At 67.5% G+C, this 23,083-nt stretch carries 18 protein-coding genes; 7 read left to right on the top strand and 11 right to left on the bottom strand.

Translation table 11 applies throughout. The annotated features are described in order from the left end of the window. The first annotated feature begins 47 nt into the window (after window positions 1–47). Window positions 48–2,429 (top strand): AAA family ATPase, encoded by a 2,382-nt coding sequence (locus C6A82_RS04510; protein WP_105348551.1) that lies wholly within the window; start codon window positions 48–50, stop codon window positions 2,427–2,429. Window positions 2,430–2,488: 59 nt separating this feature from the next. On the opposite strand, the gene C6A82_RS04505 is transcribed toward C6A82_RS04510, so the two are convergent. Further along, window positions 2,489–3,154, bottom strand: a complete 666-nt coding sequence (locus C6A82_RS04505) for a DUF1942 domain-containing protein (protein ID WP_255419273.1) — start codon at window positions 3,152–3,154, stop codon at window positions 2,489–2,491. 86 nt (window positions 3,155–3,240) lie between these two features. Continuing rightward, window positions 3,241–3,861, bottom strand: a complete 621-nt coding sequence (locus C6A82_RS04500; RefSeq protein WP_105348529.1) for a DUF1942 domain-containing protein — start codon at window positions 3,859–3,861, stop codon at window positions 3,241–3,243. Window positions 3,862–3,954: 93 nt separating this feature from the next. Between C6A82_RS04500 and C6A82_RS04495 the strand changes: the two genes are divergently transcribed. Next, complete coding sequence (locus C6A82_RS04495) at window positions 3,955–4,980, top strand: TIGR03617 family F420-dependent LLM class oxidoreductase (RefSeq protein WP_105348527.1); 1,026 nt, start codon at window positions 3,955–3,957, stop codon at window positions 4,978–4,980. Here C6A82_RS04495 and C6A82_RS04490 read toward each other — a convergent pair. From C6A82_RS04490 to C6A82_RS04465, 6 genes are read right to left on the bottom strand one after another with little or no spacing between them, the layout of a single operon-like run. Further along, a complete protein-coding gene (locus C6A82_RS04490) occupies window positions 4,970–6,544 on the bottom strand; it encodes a peptide ligase PGM1-related protein (RefSeq protein ID WP_105348525.1) in 1,575 nt (524 codons plus the stop codon). The genes C6A82_RS04495 and C6A82_RS04490 overlap by 11 nt on opposite strands. Then, window positions 6,541–7,656, bottom strand: coding sequence for an adenylate/guanylate cyclase domain-containing protein (locus C6A82_RS04485; protein ID WP_105348523.1), 1,116 nt, complete (start codon window positions 7,654–7,656; stop codon window positions 6,541–6,543). The genes C6A82_RS04490 and C6A82_RS04485 overlap by 4 nt, the downstream gene beginning before the upstream one ends. Beyond that, on the bottom strand, window positions 7,656–9,884 hold the full coding sequence (locus C6A82_RS04480; protein ID WP_105348522.1) for an ATP-binding protein: 2,229 nt from the start codon (window positions 9,882–9,884) through the stop codon (window positions 7,656–7,658). Before C6A82_RS04480 ends, C6A82_RS04485 begins: the two co-directional genes overlap by 1 nt. Then, window positions 9,881–11,611: an FHA domain-containing protein gene (locus tag C6A82_RS04475; RefSeq protein WP_158261668.1), complete on the bottom strand. Its 1,731-nt coding sequence runs from the start codon at window positions 11,609–11,611 to the stop codon at window positions 9,881–9,883. The genes C6A82_RS04480 and C6A82_RS04475 overlap by 4 nt, the downstream gene beginning before the upstream one ends. Then, window positions 11,608–12,615 (bottom strand): PP2C family serine/threonine-protein phosphatase, encoded by a 1,008-nt coding sequence (locus C6A82_RS04470; RefSeq protein WP_233217141.1) that lies wholly within the window; start codon window positions 12,613–12,615, stop codon window positions 11,608–11,610. The genes C6A82_RS04475 and C6A82_RS04470 overlap by 4 nt, the downstream gene beginning before the upstream one ends. Further along, window positions 12,612–14,693: a serine/threonine-protein kinase gene (locus C6A82_RS04465; protein ID WP_233217142.1), complete on the bottom strand. Its 2,082-nt coding sequence runs from the start codon at window positions 14,691–14,693 to the stop codon at window positions 12,612–12,614. The genes C6A82_RS04470 and C6A82_RS04465 overlap by 4 nt, the downstream gene beginning before the upstream one ends. Between C6A82_RS04465 and C6A82_RS04460 the strand changes: the two genes are divergently transcribed. After that, the gene (locus tag C6A82_RS04460) at window positions 14,632–14,763 is read left to right on the top strand and encodes a hypothetical protein (RefSeq protein WP_255419275.1); all 132 of its coding nucleotides are present in this window, start codon (window positions 14,632–14,634) and stop codon (window positions 14,761–14,763) included. The two genes, C6A82_RS04465 and C6A82_RS04460, sit on opposite strands and share 62 nt — an antisense overlap. Before the next feature lie 46 nt (window positions 14,764–14,809). On the opposite strand, the gene C6A82_RS04455 is transcribed toward C6A82_RS04460, so the two are convergent. Together C6A82_RS04455 and C6A82_RS04450 are read right to left on the bottom strand one after the other, a co-directional pair. Continuing rightward, complete coding sequence (locus C6A82_RS04455; protein WP_311101684.1) at window positions 14,810–15,763, bottom strand: glutamate ABC transporter substrate-binding protein; 954 nt, start codon at window positions 15,761–15,763, stop codon at window positions 14,810–14,812. 11 nt (window positions 15,764–15,774) lie between these two features. Then, window positions 15,775–17,049 (bottom strand): hypothetical protein, encoded by a 1,275-nt coding sequence (locus tag C6A82_RS04450; protein ID WP_233217140.1) that lies wholly within the window; start codon window positions 17,047–17,049, stop codon window positions 15,775–15,777. Between the two features lie 227 nt (window positions 17,050–17,276). Here C6A82_RS04450 and C6A82_RS04445 point away from each other — a divergent pair, with 227 nt between their 5' ends. Further along, entirely contained in the window at window positions 17,277–19,892 is a 2,616-nt protein-coding gene (locus C6A82_RS04445) for a LuxR family transcriptional regulator (protein ID WP_105348516.1), read from the top strand. 197 nt (window positions 19,893–20,089) lie between these two features. Here C6A82_RS04445 and C6A82_RS04440 read toward each other — a convergent pair whose 3' ends face one another. Further along, the gene (locus C6A82_RS04440) at window positions 20,090–20,443 is read right to left on the bottom strand and encodes a heat shock protein transcriptional repressor HspR (protein ID WP_105348515.1); all 354 of its coding nucleotides are present in this window, start codon (window positions 20,441–20,443) and stop codon (window positions 20,090–20,092) included. A 126-nt stretch (window positions 20,444–20,569) separates the two neighbouring features. Here C6A82_RS04440 and C6A82_RS04435 point away from each other — a divergent pair, with 126 nt between their 5' ends. The 3 genes from C6A82_RS04435 to C6A82_RS04425 all read left to right on the top strand — a co-directional run bounded on the left by C6A82_RS04435 (window position 20,570) and on the right by C6A82_RS04425 (window position 23,077). Next, window positions 20,570–20,989: an Hsp20 family protein gene (locus C6A82_RS04435; protein WP_311101683.1), complete on the top strand. Its 420-nt coding sequence runs from the start codon at window positions 20,570–20,572 to the stop codon at window positions 20,987–20,989. A 742-nt stretch (window positions 20,990–21,731) separates the two neighbouring features. After that, window positions 21,732–22,085: a J domain-containing protein gene (locus tag C6A82_RS04430; RefSeq protein ID WP_105341399.1), complete on the top strand. Its 354-nt coding sequence runs from the start codon at window positions 21,732–21,734 to the stop codon at window positions 22,083–22,085. 59 nt (window positions 22,086–22,144) lie between these two features. Next, the gene (locus C6A82_RS04425; RefSeq protein WP_105341401.1) at window positions 22,145–23,077 is read left to right on the top strand and encodes a DUF5996 family protein; all 933 of its coding nucleotides are present in this window, start codon (window positions 22,145–22,147) and stop codon (window positions 23,075–23,077) included. Window positions 23,078–23,083: the final 6 nt, after the last annotated feature.

Here is a 23,083-nt window from a genome sequence, read left to right as displayed (position 1 = left end):
TGGCTTCACGTTCGGCGCCGTCCCGTAGACCGCAGTAATCTGTGCAGGTGGCGGGGAGTACACACGGGCTCGTCCTGACCGACGAGTTCCGCCATGCGCTCGAACTGCTTGGCGGCGGCAGGCACGTCTTCCTGACCGGCAAGGCGGGCACAGGGAAGTCGACATTGATCCGGCTCTTCATGGCCGACACCGACCACAACGTGGTGGTGGTCGCGCCGACGGGCATCGCCGCTTTGAACGTCGACGGCTACACGATCCACCGCCTGTTCGGGTTCCGCCCGACGACCACGCTCGACGACGTCCGCAGCGGCGAGTACCGGCCGGGCCGCTTCGCCAAGACGCTGGCGTCGCTGCAGACGTTGATCATCGACGAGGCGTCGATGGTGCGCGCCGACGTCTTCGACATGGTGGCCTCGGCGCTGTCCCGGTTCGGCCCCGAGCCTGGAACGCCGTTCGGCGGAGTGCAGATCGTCCTCGTCGGCGACCTCTACCAGCTGCCGCCAGTCGTCACCGAGGATGAGGCTGGGTTCTTTTCGGCGGCCTTCACGCGAGGTTATGAGACGCCGTACTTCTTCTCGGCGCGCAGCTTCCGCCGCGACGACTTCCCCACCGTCGCGCTCTCTACGGTGTTCCGGCAGCTCGGCGATGACCGGATGACCGCGATCCTCAACGAGATTCGGGAAGGCGTGCTGCTCGGCCACGCGCAGGAACAGTTGAACGCGCGCGCCGACAAGGACTTCGTCCCGCCCGACGACGAGTTCTGGCTGACGCTGGCGCCGACGAACCGGCTGGTGACCGCACGCAACCGTCAGCACCTGGAACGGCTGCCGGGCGACGAACTGGTCCACCACGCCCGAGCCTCGGGCGACCTGTCGCTGTTCGACCCGCCGGTCGAGGAGACGCTGCGGTTCAAGGTCGGCGCACAGATCATGATGCTCAACAACGATCAGGGCAGCAGGTGGGTCAACGGCACCATCGGCCGCGTCGTCGGGGTGGGCTACGACCGGTACGGGGTCGTGGTGGAGGTCGAATTCGCGGACGGCTCGGGCGCCGACGTGACACCGTTCACCTGGGAGGCGACGCGTCCGGTGGTCAGCGGCGGCACGCTGACTCGCGAGGTGGTCGGCGCCTACACGCAGCTGCCGTTCAAGCTCGCGTGGGCGATCACCATTCACAAGGCTCAGGGGCAGACGCTTCAGCGCCTGGTGGTCGACCTCACCGGTGGGATGTTCTCGACGGGTCAACTGTATGTGGCGTTGAGTCGCTGCACGTCGTTGGCGGGCCTGGTGTTGAAACGCCCTGTGCTGCCGAAGGATCTGAAGACCGACCGGCGCATCGCACGGTTCCTGCGGACCTCGGTCAGCGACGGCGGCGCGCGGCGCTACTGCGCGTTCGGGATGCTGACGGTGGGTGACGAGGGCCGGATGTCGCGGCCGCGGCCGGTCGAACTGGCGGTCGCGTTCGACGACGGCACGGCGATCTCCACGTTGGTGAACCCGCAGCGGGACCTGGCGGATGCGCGGAAAGCATTCGGCATCAGCGTGTCCGACGTGTTGTTGGCGCCGACGCTGCGGGAGGCGTGGGCGGTGATCGCGCCGATGCTCGCGGGTTGCACGCCGGTGGGTGTCGGGGTGGACGAGACGCTCGGGCTGATCGACTTCGAGCTGAAGCGGCTTGGCTACGTCACGGTGATGCCGCTCGGCATCGAGCTGCGTGGCGCACGCGTGTCGGGGCGGACGGCGCTGGAGCGCGCACAGTCGGCGCTGCAGGCGCACGCTCGCGCCGAACAAGAGGGTGGCTCGTCGGCGTTCGAGGAACCCGAACCGGCAGAGTCGCTTTCGGGTCTGTTGGTCAGCCGGGACCACTCGGCGCCGACGCCTTCCGCCGATCACCTGCCGGGGCTGTCGGCACTGCTGCGGGTCAGCCGCGATGTCGGCGCAGTGGTGTTGGGCGGAGCAACGGCGTCATCGTTGCACGATGCCTCTGACACACCGTGGCACGCCGCGGCCAGGCAGTCGGTGGCCGATCAGCTGCGGGTGGCCGCGTCGCGCGCGCAGCTCCCGACCGACGTGATCATGCGGCTGCGGGAGGCGTCGCAGTACCTGGGCGTCGAAATCGTCTCGGAGTCAACGTTTCTGCAGCGAGACGATATTGCCGACGTCCTGGTCCCGGGAGCGCGCATCTGTTTCACCGGGACGGCACAGGACGACGCGGGCCGCATCGTCGAACGCTGGGAGATGGAGGAGCTGGCGGAGTCGGCGGGGTTGAAGCCGGTGAAGACGGTGTCGAAAACCCGCTGCGAGGTCCTGGTCACGGCGGAGGCGGGCAGCCAGTCGGGCAAGGCGCGCAAGGCGTCGGAGTACGGCAAGCCGGTGTTCACCGCGGACGAGTTCCTGAAGTGGGTGGCGAAGGTGTCCACCGCGCGCTGAGGCCGCGCAGGCGACCGGATAATCAGCCTGCGCGGCCCACGTAGTCGCGCCGTCTGCGGTTAGTCGCCGGTGTCGCCGGAGGGCGCCAAGGCACCACCACCGGAATCCAGGTTGCCGCCGCCGCCCTCGGTGCCTTCTTCTCCGCCGCCGATCTCGCCGCCGGAGGTCTCCGGGCTGGCCTGGTTGGGACCCGTCGATCCACCGCTGCCCTCGGCGCCGCCGCCACCGCCCTCGCCGCCGGAGGGTGCTAGTGCCTCCGGCGCGACCCCGGGAGGTTGGATCCAGCCGAGGATGTCTTCGAAGCCGTTGTTGAACACGACGCTGTTCGGGTTCATACCGACCACGTCGAAGTACACCTTGCCGGTGGTGCTGCCGCCCTGCCCGATCGGTGCGGCGCTGAGGCTGGTCGGCGGGAGGGAGCGGTAGTTGTTGCCGTTCAGGGCCCGGGCGTTGAACAGGTTCGGCGCCGGCGTGACGGTTCCGACGAGCGCGTTGGCCCGCACGGTGGCCTCGTAGAGTCGGCCGGCGGCCGGGTAGGGGACGGGATCGCTGCTGGGCATCAACCCCGTGACCGTGTAGCCGATCAGCGGACCGTTGATGTGCTTGAGGGTCTCCTCGACACCGAATTCCTTGATGTTGCTGGTGGCCCATGCCGGCGGAACCACGCCGACGCCGATCATCACGGCCGACGCCGCGACCGCCCCCGCGAATTTCCTGATCTTCACTTCGACTCGCCCCCTTGCTGAATTAGGTGGTCAAGCGAGCGGTACCCCGGCATTCACGCAATGAAACCAGGCGAGCGATGGCCGCCTTACCCTTCCTCCTCGGCGGCGACGTCGCCGTTGGCCTCGGTGTCCGCGGCGCCGCTGTCAGAGCCTTCCGATTCGGCCGGTGCCTCCTCACCGCCGGCGGGCGGCTCCTCGGCCGGCGCCTCTTCCTCGGCGGCGGGCTCTTCTTCTGCGGGCGCGGTCGGCGCTTCGATCCAGGTGAGGGTGTTGCCTGCGTTGTTGTAGACGACGCTGGTCGGCGCTTCTCCTACCGCGTCGAAGTAGACCTTGCCGGTCGAACGCCCGCCGGGCAGCAGGGTTGCGCCGCTGAAGGTCTGCGGTGTCAAGACGCCTGCGAGGGCCGGGTAGCTCTGCCCGCTTTCGGACTGCGCACTGAACGCGGGTATCGCCGGTGTCGGCATGCCGTTCAGTGCGTCGGCGCGCACGGTGACTTCGTAGAGCCGGCCGGACACCGGGAACGGGATCGCGTCCCCACTGGGAAGGAACTTGGTGAGGGTGTAGCCGATCTCGCCGCCGCCCGCGTCGGCGACGGTCTGCTGCAGGCCGAACACGTGGCCGTCGGCAGCTGCCGCGGGCGCCGGGGCGCCGAAGCCGAAGAAGACAGCTGCGCCCGCGACGACGCCTGTTACTTTTCTCAGATCCACCGCGACTCACCTCTCGGGTTGACCTGGTGTGGCACGGCGAAGATTACCCGTCAAGATCAACGTCGGGAACCCGCGCGGGCGTACTGTTCGGGCGTGCAAGTCGACGCGATGACGGTGCCGCAGCCGCTTGGCAAAGTGTCTGATCTGGCCAGCAATGTGCAGAAGGCGGGCTTCTCGGGGCTGCTGTTCACCGAGACGGGGCGGACGGCGTACCTCAACGCGGCGGTGGCGTCGCAGGCGGCGCCGGGGCTGGAGCTGTCGACGGGCGTGGCGGTGGCGTTCCCGCGGAGCCCGTTCGTAACCGCGGCGGAGGCGTGGGAGTTGCAGGAGGCGACGGGCGGAAACTTCCGGCTGGGCCTTGGCACGCAGGTGCGCAGGCATGTGGTGCGGCGGTACGGGGTGGAGTTCGAGCATCCGGGCCCGCGGTTGCGGGACTACGTGCGCGCGGTGAAGGCGTGCTTCTCGGCGTTCCGCACGGGGAAGCTCGATCACCACGGCGACTTCTACAGCCTGGACTTCATCACGCCGCAGTGGAGCGCGGGACCGATCGATGCGCCGGACCCTGCCGTGGATATCGCGGCCGTCAACCCGTGGATGCTGCGGATGGCCGGCGAGGTCGCCGACGGCGTGCATGTGCATCCGTTGGGCGAGCCGGGATACATCGCGCGGCACGTGGTACCGAATGTGGCTGCGGGAGCGGCGAAGTCGGGGCGATCGGTGCGCGATATCGCGGTGATCGTCCCGGTGATGACGATCGTCGGCGACAGCGATGAGGAGCGGGACAGGGAACGTGAGAGCGTTCGGTTGTCCATGAGCTTCTACGGGAGCACGCCGAACTACGCGTTCATCTGGGACGAGGCGGGGTTCGAGGGGACGACGGCGCGCATCAGGGAGAAGCAGAAGGCGGGCGACTTCACGGGCATGGCGGCGCAGATCACCGACGAGCACATCGCGACGTTCGCGACGGAGTCGACGTGGGACGGCCTGGCCGACGCGCTGCGAGAGAAGTACGGCGACACCGCGACGCGCCTTGTGCTGTACAACGCGTTGAGCGAGCCGGAGCGCATTGAGCGGTACGGGGCGGTCGCGCAACGTCTTTCGGACAGGCCTAGCGAATGACCGCCTCTTCCTGCAGCGCCAGATCCGCCTCACGCAGCAGCACCGTCTCCGCCTCCTGATACAGCCGCCACGCCTCCTCGGGACTGTCACCGACGGCGGTCATGCCGATGCGACCGCATTCGGTCAGGCAGCTGATCATGTGGAACACCACTCCGGTACGCCGCGACTGGTCGAAGTGGATGCCGTGCTGCACGACGACGTCGAAGAGGTCGTCTACCGTCAGCACCTTGAGGCGGTCGTCCTCGAGGTGGTCGGTCGCGACCAGATACTTGCTCAGCCCTTCCGGCGTCAGGAAGACGCCGCGCTCGCCGTCGTAGGTCCCGCCGCACAGAAACTGCAGGGTCAGGAACGGGTGGGTGGTTCCCCCTTTGCGGAGGTTCAACTCGATCGCGTACGGCGTCCAGCCGCCGCTCTCGTCCTTAACGGTCACGAAATCGACTGCGAAGCGGCCTAGTACGCCGCGTTGCGCGAGGTGGCGTCCGACGACCATCGCGGGCTCGGCGATGGCGGCGGCGTAGCCCTGATTTGCCGGAAACACACAGCCAAGATACTTCTGGCCGCTCGCACCGCCGAGGAGTTGATCGTGCGTGGACAACAACTCCACGGTGCCGTCGGGCAGGGCCCGCATCTGCACGCTCGGGCTCTCCAACTCGACCCCGATGATCCGCTCCTCGACGATTCCGCCGTCCTTCGCGAACGCGGCGAGGAAGACGTCCACCGGCATGCCCTCGGCCTCCGGCCGGATCTGCTGCAACCGATCGGCGATCGCCGCCGCCTCGTCCGGGGCGCCGGGTTCCGGCAGTCCGTCGAGGTCCATCGACGCATTGCCCGACCCCGACACTCCCTCGTTGATCTTGACGATCGCGTGTTTCATCGACGGTCGGCGCGCACGCATGCCCTTCACGGCGGCGACGATGTCGTCGACCGAGTGGAGATCCTCGGCGCCGATTGGATACTGCACCCCGCACTCTTCGAACATGCGACGGCAGCCTGTCTTGCTGCCCATGTCGACCAGCCGCGGGTCGGCCCCGTACATCGGGATGCCGAGTGACAGTGCGACATCGCGTTCCAGCGGTGTGGTGTTGTACGGAATCAGGTGGCAGCGTTCGGAATTCGGGATCAGCGAACGGATTTCGCGCAGCAGCCTCGGACGCGCCAACAGCTTGGCGCTCAGCGATGTCGGGGACCCGTCGCCGACCGGCACCAGCGTGAGTCGGGCGCGGGCGTGGCTGGGGATGACGCCGGGAAGCAGCCCGAGGTAGTACTCGATGATCGCTTCGGAGATCGGTTGCGACGTCACGTAGATCATCCGCAGCCGCGGCTGCCGCAGAAGCAGCAGCAGGAACAGGGCGCGTTCCTCCATCGCCTGCATCACGGTGCCGCTGGACGCGGTGGTGCGCTCGATGCTGATCGACGGGACCACGACGACGGATTCGTCTTCGAGGTTCTTCTGGATCGAGTCCCACGCGTCACCCATCGACAGCTGCAGGCCGTCGAACGCTTCGTAGCGGTCGCCTTCGTTGAGTTGACCCAGAGTCCGGCTCGGGGCTTGGAGTTGCGTCATGTGCTCACCTCGTTCATTTCGCGGATGTTATGGACTCGTACCGTTCGGCTGAATCCCTTGGGTTGCATGTCGCCGACGGGTTCGGCGACGGCCATGTCCTCGATCGCGGCGAGAACGCGGTCGGTGATACGCACCTCCCAGGGCCCCGCGTCCGAGCACAGGCGCGCGGCGAGGTTGGTGACACTGCCGATCGCGGCGTAGTCGAAGCGGCCTTCGAAGCCGATCCGGCCGAGTGTCGCGAAGCCCTGCGCGATCCCTTGTCCGAGAGCCAGATCGTGCCCCCGTCGCCGCCAGCCGACGGCGAGGACGTTCACCGCATCGCGGATCCGCAGGGCCATCCGGACGGCACGCTCCGCGGCGTCGTCCTGGCGGATCGGATCGTTGAAAAACACCATGGCGCCGTCACCGGTGAACCGCTCCAGCGTTCCCCCATACTCGTGAATCAACGACCCCATCGCCCCGTGGTACTCCGCGAGCACCCCCATCACTTCCTCGGGCTCGCTGGTCTCGGCGAACGGGGTGAAGTTCCGCAGGTCGGCGAAGAGCACCACGATCTCGCGGCGGTGGCTTTCCAGCAGGTGTTCGTCGCTGACGACGAGGTCGGCCAATTGCGGTGACAGAAAGCGGCGCAACCGGCTGGTCCGCTCCAGCTCGGCGACCTGCTCCGCGACGCGCGATTCGAGTTCGGCGTTCCACGCGGCCAGCTCGGCTGCCTGCCGCCGGATGGTGTCGTGGTAGCGCTTGATGCGGGCCAGCGACGCCACCCTTGCCAGCAGTTCGCTCTGGTCGAACGGTTTGGTGATGAAGTCGTCGGCGCCGGCCATCAGCGCGTTGAGTCGCTGCTCGTTCCCGCTGGCCGTGATCATCACCACGGGAAGGAATTCCGTCGATGGGTCAGACCGGATCCGGCGGCAGACTTCGTAGCCGTCCATCACGGGCATCACCACGTCGAGAAGGACGATGTCGATGTCCTCGGTCTCGAGCAACGCGAGTCCGTCGGCTCCCGACGAAGCGGTGAGCACGCGATGTCCGCGGGGAGTCAATACGGCGTCGAGGAGGCGGAGGTTGACCGACTGGTCGTCCACAGCCAGCACCGTTACGGGGTCATCCATCAACCACCCCTTCCGTCTTTGAGCACACCGACGGTTCGCAGCGCGTCGACGAAGTCGTCGCGGCTCAACGGCTTGAGAAGCTGCACAGCGGCGCCGAGCGCCAGCCCCCTGGGTCGGTCGTCGACGACGGAGGCGACGATCACGGGTACCGCGGCGGTGTCGCCGTCGGTTTTCAACTCGGCGAGCACCTGCCAGCCGTCGAGCCTCGGCAGCTTGATGTCGAGCACGACGGCGGCGGGTACCACCTTGCGGATCAGATCGAGTGCGCTGACGCCGTCGGTGACGCGGACCACCTGCACCGGCACATCGTCGAGATACGCGGACATCAGGTCCAGGGAGGCCCTGTCGTCGTCGACGAGGACCACGACGGGGAACTCACCGTCCTGCGGCATCATCGCCGATCCCGTGGACCGACTCGCCGCCGGTATCGCGAAACCGAACGTACTTCCCACGCCGACAGCGCTTTCCAGCCACATGCGGCCGCCGAACAACCCGACGATGCGTCTGCACAGCGTCAACCCCAGTCCAGTGCCCTCTTCCCTCGCGGGCCCGCGACCACCCTGCTGGAAGGAGTCGAAGATCTTCTCCTGATCCTCGGGCGGAACCCCGATACCGGTGTCGGTCACCGTGACGATCAGCTCGGCGTCGTTCCGGTGGGCGTGGACGCACACCTTGCCGCCGTCGGGTGTGAACTTGACGGCGTTCGACACCAGGTTGAGGACCACCTGTTTGAACCGCAGCTCGTCGGCCTCGATGTCTCCGACCTCATCGGCGATGTCGACCGACATCGTGATGGCATTCGCGGCGGCTCTCTCGCGCACCATCGCCAACGTGTACTCAAGAGCGCCTGCGACGGAGAACACGGTCGGGTCGAGCGTCATTCGGCCCGCTTCGACCTTGGACAGGTCAAGGATCTCGTTCAACAGTTGGAGCAGATGACGACCCGAGTTCCAGATGTCGCGCAGGTACTCCTCCTGCCGCTCGTTGATGTCGCCGAACATGCGCTCCAGCAGTACTTCCGAGAACCCGATCACGGCGTTGAGCGGTGTCCGCAGTTCGTGGGACATGCTCGCGAGGAACTCCGACTTGTGATTGCTCGCGATCTCGAGCTCCCGGCTCTGGGTCTCGAGCTCGCGGTACAGGCGGGCGTTGACGATGGCGAGCGCCGACTGGCCTGCGAAGGTTTCGAGCAGCTCGGTGACGTCGGGTGGGAAGTCGCCGGTGCCGCGACGACGGACGACCAGCACACCGATCATCTGCTCGCCGACGATCATCGGGACCGCGAGCACCGATCGCCAGCCGTCTCCGAAGACGGTGTCGAGGAACTCGTCGCGATCGACGGCCGCCAGGTCGGGGATCTCGAGGGGCTGATCGGCCAGCGCACTGCGGCCGATAAAGCTGGATCTGCTGTCCATGACGATGTGCCGCAAACGTTCCCACAGGGTCGGGCTGCTGCCGTACCTGCCGCGGACATGGAAGGAGTCGGTTTTCTCGTCGTACTCGAGGATCGATCCGCCTTCGGTGTTGAGCGTGATGTCGCCGAAGCCGAGGTTGATGAGTCGCACCGCGTTGGTGACGACGCGTTCGAGGACTTCGTCGAGGTCGAGGCTCGAGCCGACGGCTTCGTCGATCTCGCGCAGCGCCTCGAGTTGTTCGACCTTGTCCGCCAGTTCGACGCCGCGCGACTCGAGGGCTCGCATCAGGTCGACCTGGCGCAGCACGACCGCGCCCTGAACGGCGAACTCCTCGAGTAGTCGGCGTTCACGGTCGTCGAACGGCGCGACGTCGGTGCGCCACATCGCCAGCACGCCGACGACCTCGTCCTGCAGGACCATCGGTGTGGAGAGCAGGGTACGAAAGCCGGCGAGCCGCTGCAGATCCAGGCGGCCGTAGTCGGCGTCGGCGAGCACGTCGGCGATCTGGACGGTGCACTTGTCCTCGGCGGCACGGCCGACGGTCGATGACCGGTTGCGCGCGATCGGGTGTGTCATCAGATATCTGCGGTAGTCCTCGGGAGTCTCGTCGGAGACCCGGGACAGCCGGAAAACGTCGCCGTCGCGAATGAACAGCTGAGACGCCGCCGCCCCGCACAGCCGCGCGGCGTATTCCAGCACGGTGTCCCAGACAGCGCTCGGATCGGAGGCATGGCGGCCGAGTGCGGCGAGGATCTCGCTGCTCGCGGCCAACTGCTCTTTCGCGTCGTGCAGTTCGCGTTCGATATCGGTCATGTCCGGCTCTTCTCGGACTTGTTGACCGTGATGGTGGTCCAGGCGCCGACGTGAACGCGGTCCCCGTCGACGAGCGGGGTCTCCTGCCCGTTGCCGAGCAGGTCGTCGCTCTCGTTGACGCTCGTGCCGTTCGTCGACCCGAGGTCGGTGACCGTCAGACCCGATTCACGGATCCGCAGCACGGCGTGCTGGGTGGAAACGCCGCGGTCGATCGGGTGGATGCCGAGGTCGATTCCGGGTTCGACACCTTGTTTGCGACTGTTGCGCCCGATCAATGTGCTGTCCTGCAATACGATTCGGCGTGCCGGGAAGACTTCGGGAAACTCGACGGTGTCCGGGCCGCCACGGGCGATGACGCGCTTGTAGTAGTCCTTGTCGGCGGTGACGACGGCGGTCCATTCGACCGGCTGTTCGGGGGCTGACGGTGTGACCGCAGGCTCCTTCCGTGCGCGTGCGGTCCGCGTCGACCGCGCGTCGAGTGCCATCTCGTCGGCCGCGGCGATGTCGCGCCGCAGCCGCGTGGTGCCGGTGTGCTCGTCCACCTTGATGAACTTCCTGAGCAGCTTGGCCGTTCCGTCGTTCCCCGATTCGACGGCGAGTTCCATCGCGCGGTGCAACTTCGCTGTCGCCGTTACCAGGTCGCCGCTCCTGCGCGCCGCAAGACCGTCCAGGACCGCCTGCGCGAGCTGAGTCTGGCCGGTGTAGTGCGCGACCCGGTCACTGATCCGCGCCGACAGCGCCGTGTCGGCGGTCCAGATCGCCTTCACCAGTCCCTCGCCGAGAGGGTCGTCGCCCGCGACGACCGTCACGCGAGCGGCCAGCTTCTCGCGGCCGACGTCGGCCGGCTGCACCTCGACCTGAATGTGGTAGTCGCGCTCCTCGTGACCCCACGCGCCGAGCGGGTAGTCGCCGCAGTGGTTTCCGGCGTCGACGCGTCGATCGCTCAGGTCCTGCACGCTCGGCGCAACCTGCTTGACGAACGCGACTCGAGCCCCGGCCGGGGTCCACAGCCGCAGGGTCAGTCCGGGGATCGACTTGCCCATCGAGGCGCGGATCATCGAGGCGAAGTCGTCGGCGAGATCTGCCGGATCCGCGACGATGTCCACGGTGCCCATCAGGGCCGACGAGACGGACCGAAGTTCCTCGACGTGCCAGTCGGTGCCGACTCCGCGGCAGTCGCAGGCGAATTCGCCTTCGCTGAGGCTGATCTCCCGGCCCAGCTCCTCCGGGGTTTCGTGCTCGTCCTTGCCGTCGGTCAACAGGATCGCGTGGGTCAACGCGCCGGGGCGCCGTGTGGCGATCCCACGGATGTGGGCGAGCCACCTACCGATCGCCGTTCCGCCGTTGGGTGTCAAGCTCGTGACGGCTTGTGCGGCAGCGGATCTGGTCGCGTCGCTCGCCGGTGCGGGCATCCCGTCAGCGGGATAAACAGCTGTGGCTTTCTCGGTGCCCGCGACAATCGCGAACAGCGTGCCGTCGGTCATCTCGTCGATCGCCGCGATCGTCGCCCGCTTGGCTTCGTCGAACTTTCCCGCAGGCGTCTTCATCGAGGTGGAGCAGTCGACGATGATCGCCTCCACCCGTTCTGGCGGCTCGTCGGTGCCCACGTCGGCTCCGACTGCAACGCTCACGACCGCATCGACGAGCCCGCTACCGTCGGCAAGGTAGGGGTTGTGGTCGACGTCGACGGTGACGTCCGAAACACGCTGCGGCTGCGTCGAACTCATGACCGCCCTCCGATGGGAATCACCGCAACGGTGATGTTGTCGTTGCCCCCGGCGCTCAACGCGTGGTCGACGAGCGCCTGCGCCGCGTCCGCTGCATCGTTACCTGTGCAGAACTTCGCGATGTCCTCGGCGTCGGGGAGGTAGTTCCACAGCCCGTCGCTGCAGAGCAGCAGCACGCCCGGCTCGGCGACGGTGATCGGCCGGACGCCGGACTCCGACCACGGTGTCGGCCCGGCGTCGGCACCGAGCCATCTGGTCAAAGTGTGCGCACCGGACTGCACCACGTCCGACTGGGCGGCGGCTCCCGCGGAGATCAGTTCCTGCGCAACGGAATCGTCGATGGTGAGACATCTCGCCTGTGCGGGTGGGTCGGGGATCCAGTACACCCTGCTGTCTCCCACGTTGCCGACCGCGATCTCCGTGCCCGCGGCCGTCGGAGCGACGGCGACCGCCGCGTAGGTGCACGACGCTGCGATGTCGCGATCCGCCGTGCCGCTTCCTGCGGCTACCGCCGCTTTGGCGGCTTCGGCCAGACCCGCCAGCACCGCCGCCTCCGGTTCCCGGCACGCGGCGAGCGCGTTGAGCATCGCGGCCACCCCGACCGTCGCCGCGGCCTTCGCCGCGGTATCGGCCGCCGACGAGGTGGAGACCCCGTCACATAGGGCCACGGCGATCGCTTGGCGCGATTCGTAGGAGACAACTCCCGCAGCCGCGGCGTCCTCATTGCGCGGGTGTTCGAGCCCGCGGTCGGTGACGAGCACGACGCCGCCGAGACGGGCTTGATCGCGATCGGGTTCGGCGCGCCGCTGACCGCATCCGGTGCAGTACTGGTCGACGTAGGTGCCGTCACCGCAGTCGGCGCACACCGAAGGCTCGTCGGGCGCGACACGGGGCACGGCGACCCGGCGTACGGGAACCAGCACGGTGCCGCAACGTTCGCAGAACCGGTCATCGTGCACTGCCGTCGCGCCGCATCGCATACACGTCACCTCCCCGCCGCTCATAGTCTGGTCCTCGGCCGGACCGCATTGGCCTTTTCCACCAGGTTGATTCGGGCCCACACGTCGGTCGTCTCACGCGACAGCGCGCGATAGCACTGCTCCATCCCGACCCGGATGCCATGCTCGTCGAAGTCGCAGCCGAGCAGCAGCGGCGTCGTCGGCGTGTTCCCGGCGTGCAGCCAATCCAGCGCCGCGCTGAGGACCTGAAGTCGCAGCGTCTCCCGCTTGGCAGCCGACTCGATCGTCAACGACGATGCGCGCTTGCCCGCGTCGAGTAGTGCCGCATCGTCGAGTTCGCCCGCGGCTCGACCGTCGAGCAGGATCTCGATCCCCGCCGTACCGGCGGCCGTGTAATGCGTCGACGCGGGGGTGATCTGATCGAGCGTCTCGATCGCGCCCACTCGGTTCCCCGCACGGGCACGCTCCCGCGCCAGCCCGAACGCCGCACTGTAGAACGTGTGGTTGGTTCGCCACACCATCTCGTAGTAGCGGGTCGCATCGGCATGCGCGCCGCGAAGCTCCGCGGTTGCCGCCACGGCGAGCTTCGGATCGAGCTCGCCGGGCAACATATCGAGCACCGCGTCGAAATCGGCTGCTGCGGCGTCGAAGTCGCCGTCCAACAGTGCGCACTGACCGCGGTACCAGGTCAACCGCCAGTCTCCTGGTATGACGGATTCGAGCTGGCCAAGCCGTGCGCGGGCATCCTCGGCGACACCGAGTTCCAGCGATGCACGGACGAGTCGCAGCAGCACCTCGACTGAGTTGGTGCGCTGGCTCGACTCGCCGACGGCATGGTGGAGCGTCTGCTCGAGCAGACCGGGCGGGGTGCCGCTCGTCGTCGCGAGCAGCGCGGCGCCGGGGTCGTTCGGGTCGACCCTGGGCACACCGAGCGCCGCGATCACCGAAGACACCGTCAGCGGCACGTCGCGGCCCACCCCGTAGATGGCGCGCTGCGGGCTGAAGTGGGTGGACAGCCGCGGCTGCGGGTGCCCCCTGTCGGCGGCGGCGATCTCGTGCAGGACGCCGGTCAACTGGTCGGCCAGCTCCCCCATGGACGGAAAGCGCTTCGCGGGTTCGGGGTCGGTGGCGCGGCGGATGGCGCGGTACAACGACTCGTGCTGCGCAAACACCGGCACCGCATCGGGCCCCGGTAGCTGCTCGACGAAGCGGCCGTTCGTCTGGGGAACGTCCATGACGAGGACAGCGAGCGTGCGGCCGACGGTGTAGACGTCGGTGGCCACGGTCGGTCCGGTCCGCGAGATCTCGGGCGCCTGATAGCCGCGAGTGCCGTAAATGACGGCATCGGGGTCGTCCATGGCGACGGTGGCGCCGAGGTCGATCAGCTTGAGCTGTTCGTCGCTCTGCATCACGTTGTCGGGCTTGAAGTCACAGTAGGCGAGGCCCTCCTCGTGAAGGTAGCCCAGTGCCGGAGCGATCTCGACGATGTAGGCGACCGCCTGTGCGGGTGAGAGGGGGCCGCCCGCCGCCTTGCGGATCTGTTTCAGCGACGTGCCACCGACATACTCCATGACGATGTAGCCCATCGCCGTGCCTGCGGCATCCTTGTGCTCGACGAAGTTGTGGATGCGGACGATGTTGGGATGTTCGACCTCGGCCAGGGCGAGCGCTTCGGCTTCCGCGGTGGCCATGGCGTCAGCGTCGGCCGAATTCACCAAGCCCTTGAGCACGACCCAACGGTTGTGCACGTTGCGGTCGATCGCCAGATAGATCCACCCGAGGCCGCCGTGCGCGATGGCGCCGCGCACCTCGTACTGTCCGCCGACCAGGTCACCGCGAGAAAGTTTCGGCACGAAGAAGTACGCGGTGCCGCACGCCTTGCAATAGCCCTCTGCACGACCTGGACTGTCGCCGCGGGCGCGCCCGACGGGTTGGCCGCACTCGGAGTTGCCGCAGAAGCGCTGGTTCTCGGGAACCTGCGGATCGGTCAGGATCGCCTTCGCCGGATTGCCTCTCGGCACCGGCGGTATGTCAACGACGCCAGCGCCGAGGCGTCCGCGCGTGCCTACCGACTTCGACGACCCGGTTCGGGCAGACCCGCGAGACCGGGGCGTCGACGCCATGGGTGCTGTCGCGGTCAACACCTTCGACTGCGGTTTCGCGGCGGGTGCCGTGCCGCAGACGTCGCAATAGCCGTCGACGACCGTCCCCCCGCAATCGAGTTCAGCGCACGTCATGGTCAGTCCCGGTACCTCGGCGACGGCGGACCCGGCGAAGGCCCGAGGCTTCGCAGCCACCGGTCATAGAGCCGCTCCCAGGTGCCGTCTTTCCGAACGTCCTCGAGGACACCGTTGACGAATCGAACCAGATCGTCGTTGCCTTTTCGCACCCCGACGCCGTAAGGCTCGACGCCGAGGCTGTCGCCGACCACGTCGACAGCCGGATCCTGCCGCGCAAGGCCTTTGAGCACGACGTCGTCGGTGCTGATCGCGTCGACCTGGCCCTGCTGCATCATCAACAGACAGTCGGTCCAGCTAGTGACACCGATCAGAGTCGGCCTCGGATTCAGCTCGAAGACCCGGTTCAGCGATGTCGTGCCCGACACGGAACACACCCGCTTACCGGCAAGGTCGGCGGCAGAACGGATTCGCGAGCCCTCGCGGGTGAGGATCCTCTGGTATGCATAGAAGTAGGTGGTGGAGAAGTCGACCTCCGCTCTGCGTTCGCAGGTGATCGAGAAGGTCCGGACGATGAGGTCGACCTGACCGGATTTCAGCGCGGCCTCTCGCTGGTTGGCTTCGACCACCTGAAGCTCGATGCGGTTCGGGTCGCCGAAGATGCGGTCCGCGATCTCGCGGGCGAGGTCGATGTCGAAGCCCTCGAGCTGACCCGACGACGGGTCGCGGTAGCCGAACATGAACGTGTTCTGGTCGACGCCGACGATGAGCCGTCCGCGCTCCTGGATCGACGCCATCGTCGACCCGGCGGGCATGGCGCCCGGCGCCGGTTGCGCGCCAGGGCTGAGGCTCGCTTCGCGATCGCCGCAGTCGGCTTTCTCCGGCTTCGGCGCGACGGTGATCTCCTGCGCGCCTGCCGGTCTCACCGGTGCGGGCGCGACCGTCACCGATGCAGGCGGCGTCGGCGACGCCCCGCATCCGGCCAGCGCCGCGACGACTGCGACCACAACTGCCACGGCGCGCGTGTTCACAGAAACTCCCGCAGCCGGGGCCACAGTCCGACGACCGCGGCCGCCGCCGCCAGCGTCATCAACGCGAGCGTCGCCGTCGGAGTCCACGCCAGGTAGCGCCCCGCGTCGGCGACGTAGCCGCGCATGGTGGCGCGGGACTGCTCGATCGCGTCGCGCAGGCTCGCCTCGACGGCGGCGAACTGAGCGCCGGATGCGCCTGTGTCAGTGCCGAGCGCCTGCGCGACCGCTTCCTGGTAGTCGCCGGCGCGATAGGCGTCGACCTGCCTGCGGTGGCTGGCTACCCACATCTCGACGGCCTCGGTCGCCGCCGGTGAGCTGGACCCGATTCGCGCGACGAGGTCGTCGATGTGCCCGTCGAACGACTTCTCGCTGGCGGTGATGTCGCCGCGGGTGATGAGTTGCAGGGTCTCGTCGGTGCGGGCCTGCTGGGCGAGGATGCGGGCTTCGGCGAGTTGACCGAACCTCGCGGTGCCCTCGATGCGGCCGCGTTCGATGTCGGCGGCGGCGAGGCGGACGGACCCGATGATCGCGACAAACACGAGGACGCCGAGGACCGCTGCGACGAGGAGTCCGAGGTTGAAGCGTCTGTTGGTGCGCCGGAACATGATCGCCGAGCCGACGGCGGTCGCCGCCAGGGCGCACGCGAGCAGCGCGAGACCGGCCTTCGGCAGCGATCCGACGCGGCGCTGCGCGTCGTCGACGCGGGCGAGGTCGGCGGCGTAGATCTTCTCGGCGCCGGGCAGCAGATTGTTCTGCATCCACGACGAGGCCTCGCGCAGATAGGCCGATCCAATCGGCAAGCCCTGCACGTTGTTGGCGCGCGCCGCCTCGACGAGCCCGGCGTAGGTGGCGAGGTTCGCCGACACCTGGGCGAGTTCTCTGCGGGTGTCGGCGTCGGGCGCCCCCGCGGTCGCGTCGGCCAGCGCGGACGCGGCCGCGGCGAGCGCCTGTTGATATCGCGCGCGCATCAAGGGTGTCTGGTCGCCGCCGGAGAGAAACGCCGTGGCCGCCGCCGCGTCGGCCGCAGACGATGCGGCGTAGAGATTCTGGGCCGCGTAGGCGAACGGCTCGGATCGGTCCAGAACGGCCTTCTGCTCGGCGATCCGCCCGTTGAGCGCGGCGGCGGAGAGGACGCCGGCGAGGATGCAGGACGCTGCGACGACGACGGCGATCACGACGACCACGCCTGGCGTCGTGCGGGCGAAACGTCGGAGCCACGCGCGGGATGCGCGCGCGTCCAGCGCGAGAGGAGAGCCCGTTGCGATCACCACATGCCCACCCGCTTCGCCCCGGTGACTTGAGGAGCAAACCCATGATTGCTCATCTTCGTCTCCCCCATGGATGCAATTGACGTAGCAGTTACGTCGATATTCGCCCCCGTGTCCGGTGCCGGGATGAGTAGACGACTACTCAAATTCGGGTCATCCGGCGACATCGGGTACTTATCAGGTCCTTCGTTCAGCCGCGCGGCGTTCACCTGGTCTTTTAGGCTGAACACATGCGGTTGGCGTGGCCGTTGGTTGGGCGGTCCAGGGAGATGCGGGTCGTCGACGCCGCGCTCTCGGACCCGAACACGTCCGGGGCCGTGATCTGTGGTCCGTCAGGGGTCGGCAAGAGCCGGGTCGCGCGCGAGGCATTGAACGCAGCTGCGTCGTCCGGCAGCGAGGTGCGATGGGTGTTCGGCACGTCGTGCGGTCGGAATCTGCCGCTCGGCGCGTTGGCGTCGTGGGCGGGATTGTCAGGCGGCGACAGCCTGCACCTGGTGTGTGAGGTGATCGAGTCGCTGACGGCGGCGGCGTCGGCGGCGCCTGTCATCGTCGGTGTCGACGATCCGCACCTGCTCGATGATCTGTCGATGTTCGTGCTCCAGCAGATCGTTCAGCGGGGTGTGGCCAAGGTGCTGTTGACCGAGCGTGACGATGTGCCGATTCCTGTTGGGGTACATGAGCTTTTGCATCTCGGACAGTTCGACCGCGTCGATTTGCAGGCGCTGTCGGGCGAGTCCACGTCGGAGCTGCTGTCGGCCACGTTGGCCGGGCCGGTCGATCCCGGGACGGTGAGCAGCCTGTGGAAGCTGACCCGCGGCAACACGTTGTATCTGCGGCACATCGTCGAGCAGGCGGTCGCCGACGAGCGGCTGGTGAACAGCAGCGGCTACTGGCAGTGGAGCGGCGAGCCCGTCGTGCCGCCGGGTCTCGTCGAGTTGGTGGAATCCCGCATCGGTGACCTGCCGGTCGCGGTGGCCGACGCCGTTGATGCGCTCGCGGTCGGTGAGCCGGTCGAGCTGGCGATGCTCCATCGCATCGCATCCACCGAGGCGGTCGAGCAGGCCGATCTGCGGGGGCTGATCAGGCTCGGCGATGTCGACGATCGTGTCGAGGTGTGGTTGGCGCATCCGGTGTACGGCGAGGTGCGACGGAGGACGGCGGCGCAGACGCGGTTGCGGCGGCTGCGCGGTGAACTGGCCGAAGAATTGGCGACGGCAGACACCCGAGACGACGTGCGGGTGCTGGTTCGACGCGGTGCGCTGAGCCTTGACTCGAACCTCGATCCAGACGTCGACCTGCTTCTCAGCGCGGCCCGGGCCGCGATAGCGATGGGCGATCTGGCTCTCGCCGACCGGTTGGCGAAGGCGGCGGGGCGCGCAGACGGCGGAGCCGAGGCGATGTTCGTCCGCGGACATGCGTTGTCCTGGCAGGGCTTGGGCGAGGCGGCCGAGGAGGTACTGGCCGACGTCCCGATCGCGGAGTTGTCCGATGAGGAGCACGCGCGGCTTACCTATCTGAGGGCGAGCAACCTGCTGTGGGCGCTCGCGGAGCCGGGTCGCGCTGAAGCGGTGATCACTGCGGGCGCTGCCCGAGTGGGAATGGGGCCGGCGCAGGCGAGCATCGAAGCCGTCCGCGGGGTTTATCTGTTCGCGGTCGACCGGCCGGGTGAGGCGCTGGGGGTGCTCGAGGACTTGGTGCTCGACGAGTTACCGCCGGTCGTCGGCGCCGAGACGGCGTGGGCTTTGGCGACGATGTACGCCGACGCGGGACGGACGTCGGACGCGGTGACCGCGGCGGAGGCGGGCTACGAGATCGCGGTGCGATGTTCGGATGCTCCGCATATGCGATTCAACATCGCGGACTCGCATGTGACCGCGCTGCTACTGGCGGGACGCGTAAGCGAGGCGGTCGAGGTGGCGGAGTGGGCGCGAGGCCAGGCGGCGGACCTTCCGGGGACGGCGCATCTGCTCGGTCCGGCGATTGCGGGTCGAGCAGCGCTTGGTTCGGGCCGACTGGTCGAGGCGTGCGAGTTGTTGGAGCAGGCGGCGGGTGCGCTGAGCGCGACGGGCCATGCACAAGGGTGGGGGTACCGGTACGGCATTCCTCGGGCGACGGCGCTGGCGATGCGTGGCCGATGGCGCGAGGCGCAGGCCGTGCTCGAGGAGCTCGAATCGGTGCGGCGACCGTTCCGAAGGCTGGACTACGAGAAGAGCGTGGCTGCGGCGTGGGTGACGGCGGGGCAGGGCGCGGTCAGCGAGGCCGTCGCGATGTCGAGGGCGGCGGCCGACATGGCCGCAGTGAATGGCCGATTCGCGGCCGAGGTGGTGTGCCTGCAGATGGCGGCACAGTTCGGAGACCGGTCTTGCGTGATGCGGCTCCAGGAGCTCGAAGGGACTGTTGAGGGGTCGCGCATCGGTGCCGTGCTGCGGTTCGCGAACGCATTGCACCACTGCGACGGTGCCGAGTTGGCCACGGCGTCAGAGGGTTTCGAGCAGCTGCGCGACGGCGTGGCGGCCGTGGATGCCGCGGCGCACGCGGCAGTGGCATATCGCCGGGGCGAGCTACGCGGTTCGGCGCTGGGATGCGCGGCGCGGGCGGAGTCGTTGGCGGATCAATGCGGGGCCGATACGCCGACGCTGAGGCAGGCACGAGAGCCGATTCCGATAACCGACCGGGAACGCGAGATCGTGTTGTTGATCAGCCAGGGCATGTCGAGTCGCGATGTGGCCGAACGGCTTACCCTTTCGACGCGCACCGTCGAGGGACACATTTATCGGGCAATGGCGAAGACCGGTACGGCGAGCCGCGAAGAACTCGCCGCGTTACTGACGATGAAGCGGGCTTGAGCGCTAATTGCACGGAGTTGCAGGCCCGAGCCCGTCAAAACGGGGTGACTCCGTCGATGCTGACTTGCTCGGACGCTGGTTCTGGTGGCCGGTGCGTGTGCGACAGCGGCCGGTTCCGCAGAAGTTCGGCGACGGGGACACCCGGCAGCTGTCGCTGTTTTAGGTGGACGTGGGCCGCCACGCGGTCGGCCGGTGAGCTATCGCTTTCCCGTCCGCTTCCCTGTGGTGGCCGGCTCTTCGGACCGCAGTCTGGCGTTTTCAGATTCCAGACGGCTGTTGTCTGACTCGAGTTCACTGTTGCGTCGTTGCAGGTGGAGGATCTCGGCTACCCCGGCGATGTTGATGCCCTGCGCGACGAGGTCGCTGATCTGCCGCAGACGATCGAGATCCTCTTCGCTGTACCGGCGGGTGCCACCGTCCGTGCGCGCAGGGGTGAGCAGTCCGCGCCGCTCATAGAGCCGCAGTGTCTGAGGATCGAGTCCGCTCAGCTCCGCGGCCACCGAGATGCCGTACACGCCACGCGCGGACCGCGGCTCTGAATCGCTCGACAATGACTCCCCGATTCCTCATCGATATGGCCGGATCATCCTTGCACAGATCTCCGGTTTGTGCTATAAGAAATCTATGGCAGTCGACACAGATTGCTACACAGCCATTATGGGTTAGGAGGGAAGATCATGTTGATGCGTTCCGATCCGTTCCGTGACTTTGATCGCCTCGCCCAGCAGGTGCTCGGCACCGCCGCGCGGCCAGCCGTGATGCCGATGGATGCCTGGCGTGAAGGCGACAAGTTCATCGTGGAGTTCGACCTGCCCGGCGTCGACGAGGAATCGCTGAACCTCGACGTCGAGCGCAATGTGCTCACCGTGCACGCCACGCGACCTGACCTGGATTCCGACCGGGAAATGGTCTCTGCCGAGCGGCCGCGCGGAGTTTTCAGCCGCCAGTTGTTCCTTGGCGAGACCCTCGACACCGATCAGATCCAGGCCAGCTACACCGGCGGCGTATTGCGGTTGGCCATCCCGGTGGCCGAGAAGGCCAAGCCGCGCCGTATCAAGGTCGCCAGCAGCGAGGAGAAGCACGCGATCAACGCCTGACGACGGTCCACCTGACCGCTGGGCCGGGGCGCGAAGCTTTCGGGGAAGGGGGTGAGTGAGATGGCGACCGACACCCAAGGGGCAACCAGCCTGGTCGAAGAGGCGGCGGCGATCGTGGAGGCCGAGTGGATGCGCCTACAGCAGGAAGAAGCCCTGTGGGACTTAAAGATTGCCGACCTCCGATCCGAAAAGCCTGCGCCCCGGCCCGTCCAACCTCGCGTCAGGGTGGCGACCATCGCACGTCGTTGGTCAGGCCAATCGATGCCAGACGACCGTCGTGGGCGGTCACCGCGGCGATGGCCTGCGATGCCGGTATGGGCGACCCAGCGGTCGCCTCCGTCGAAAGAGATGTTCGTCAACGATGCTGAGCCACAAGGGAGGTGATGGCCCAGGCGATGATGTCCGATGATGTCCACGGCAACTGACATCGCGTCGGCCCACGAAGATTCCTATGGCGCGTCACCGCGGCCGACTTCAGTTCGACGAGTCGATCGCGTACGCACTGCCACTTGCGGTGGCACATCGAAGTGGACCGTGACACCGTCGTTGCCAAGCCCGGGCAGGCCGCGAGATGGCTCCTCTGGTAGCCGTTCCTGCCGGCCGCTCGGGCATCATCACAAAGAAGCAGTCCGCAAGCGAACCCGACGGCCCATCTCGCCGACACCTCCGGATGGACCGTCTCGTGCGGTGGCTCCCGGGCCGCATCGGGAGCCACCGCGTTTCACTGTCGGAGGTACCAGAGATGGTGCGGGAACGTTTCGATCCCTACCTGGTGTTGGCGGTGTCGCCGAGCGCAACCCAGGCCGAGATCACCCACGCTTACCGCAGCCGGCTCCGCGCACATCACCCCGACACTCGTGACACCCCGTCCGCGCGACGCGCCGACGAACATCTGCGGGACGTGTTGGCCGCGTATGCCCTGCTGCGTGACCCCGCACACCGGGCCGACTACGACGGTGCGACCGTCCGCGTCGCCGACAGCCCGCCCGTCGGCGGCATCGATATCCCGGTCACCTACCGAACCACCGGCCGATCCGCTGCTCAGCGCTCAGCGCCACCATTGTGGGTCGGCCCAGTGCGCCGGCACCGAATCTGAGAGTTGTTGCACTGTCGCACAGTGCTTGCTTATATCCCTGCAGTGGCGACGCCTCTGCAATGCTGGTGCAACCAGTCGAGGAGGTCGTGGTGCCCGAATCCGTATGGCCGAAGCTGCCCGTCGCTGAGTGGATCGACACTCGAGACACCCTGCAACTGATGACGCAGGTCGTCGGCAAGGTGCGCCTGGCGAACACGCCGCTGATGAGCCATTGGTGGAACGTCGTGCTGTACGTGTCGGCACGCGGCCTGACCACCGGCTTGATCCCGCATGACGGCAGAGCGTTCTCAATGGAGTTCGACTTCATCGACCATCAACTGGTCGTGCTGACGACCAGCGGTGACCGGCGGACGGTAACCCTGCAGGCGGGCCCGGTATCCGATTTCTATGGCGATGTCATGGCGGTGCTCGACGAGCTGGGATTGTCCACCGATATATGGACGATGCCGGTCGAGATTCCCGACGCTGTTCCCTTAGACATCGACCAGCAGCACGTCGCCTACGACGGCGATCAGGCACACCGGTTCTGGCTGGCGCTGGTACAGATGAACCGCGTGTTCGAGGAGTTTCGCTCACGCTACATCGGCAAGGTCAGCCCGGTGCACTTCTTCTGGGGTGCGCTCGATCTGGCGGTGACGCGGTTCTCCGGGCGTACTGCCCCAAAACACCCTGGCGGCGCACCGAATTGCGGGCCGCACGTGATGTGGGAGGCGTACTCGCATGAAGTGAGCAGCGCGGGATACTGGCCCGGTCCCGACGGCGAGGGGGTCTTCTACTCCTACGCCTATCCCGAACCTGAGGGGTATCGCGATGCGTCTGTGTCACCGGCACAGGCAACGTTCGACGAGGCGCTCGGCGAGTTCGTACTCCCCTACACCGCGGTGCGCGAGGCGGACGACCCGGACGCGGTGTTGCTCGAATTCCTGCAGAGCACCTACGACGTGGCTGCCGATCTGGGTCGCTGGGATCGGGAAGCGCTCGAGCGACGCTGAACGGTC

It is taken from the genome of Mycobacterium sp. ITM-2016-00318 (assembly GCF_002968285.2).
In the GTDB taxonomy this organism is placed as follows: Bacteria; Actinomycetota; Actinomycetes; order Mycobacteriales; family Mycobacteriaceae; genus Mycobacterium.
This window is presented reverse-complemented; position numbering and strand designations above follow the sequence as displayed.

What these genes read in the sequence shown, in the direction of transcription:
- C6A82_RS04430 (WP_105341399.1), top strand. Translation starts at nt 21,732, where the DNA reads ATGGTGCGGGAACGTTTCGATCCCTACCTGGTGTTGGCGGTGTCGCCG.
- C6A82_RS04475 (WP_158261668.1), bottom strand. Translation starts at nt 11,611, where the DNA reads ATGAGTTCGACGCAGCCGCAGCGTGTTTCGGACGTCACCGTCGACGTC.
- C6A82_RS04490 (WP_105348525.1), bottom strand. Translation starts at nt 6,544, where the DNA reads ATGACGCAACTCCAAGCCCCGAGCCGGACTCTGGGTCAACTCAACGAA.
- C6A82_RS04485 (WP_105348523.1), bottom strand. Translation starts at nt 7,656, where the DNA reads ATGGATGACCCCGTAACGGTGCTGGCTGTGGACGACCAGTCGGTCAAC.
- C6A82_RS04425 (WP_105341401.1), top strand. Translation starts at nt 22,145, where the DNA reads ATGCTGGTGCAACCAGTCGAGGAGGTCGTGGTGCCCGAATCCGTATGG.
- C6A82_RS04480 (WP_105348522.1), bottom strand. Translation starts at nt 9,884, where the DNA reads ATGACCGATATCGAACGCGAACTGCACGACGCGAAAGAGCAGTTGGCC.
- C6A82_RS04435 (WP_311101683.1), top strand. Translation starts at nt 20,570, where the DNA reads ATGTTGATGCGTTCCGATCCGTTCCGTGACTTTGATCGCCTCGCCCAG.
- C6A82_RS04445 (WP_105348516.1), top strand. Translation starts at nt 17,277, where the DNA reads ATGCGGTTGGCGTGGCCGTTGGTTGGGCGGTCCAGGGAGATGCGGGTC.
- C6A82_RS04470 (WP_233217141.1), bottom strand. Translation starts at nt 12,615, where the DNA reads ATGAGCGGCGGGGAGGTGACGTGTATGCGATGCGGCGCGACGGCAGTG.
- C6A82_RS04465 (WP_233217142.1), bottom strand. Translation starts at nt 14,693, where the DNA reads ATGGCGTCGACGCCCCGGTCTCGCGGGTCTGCCCGAACCGGGTCGTCG.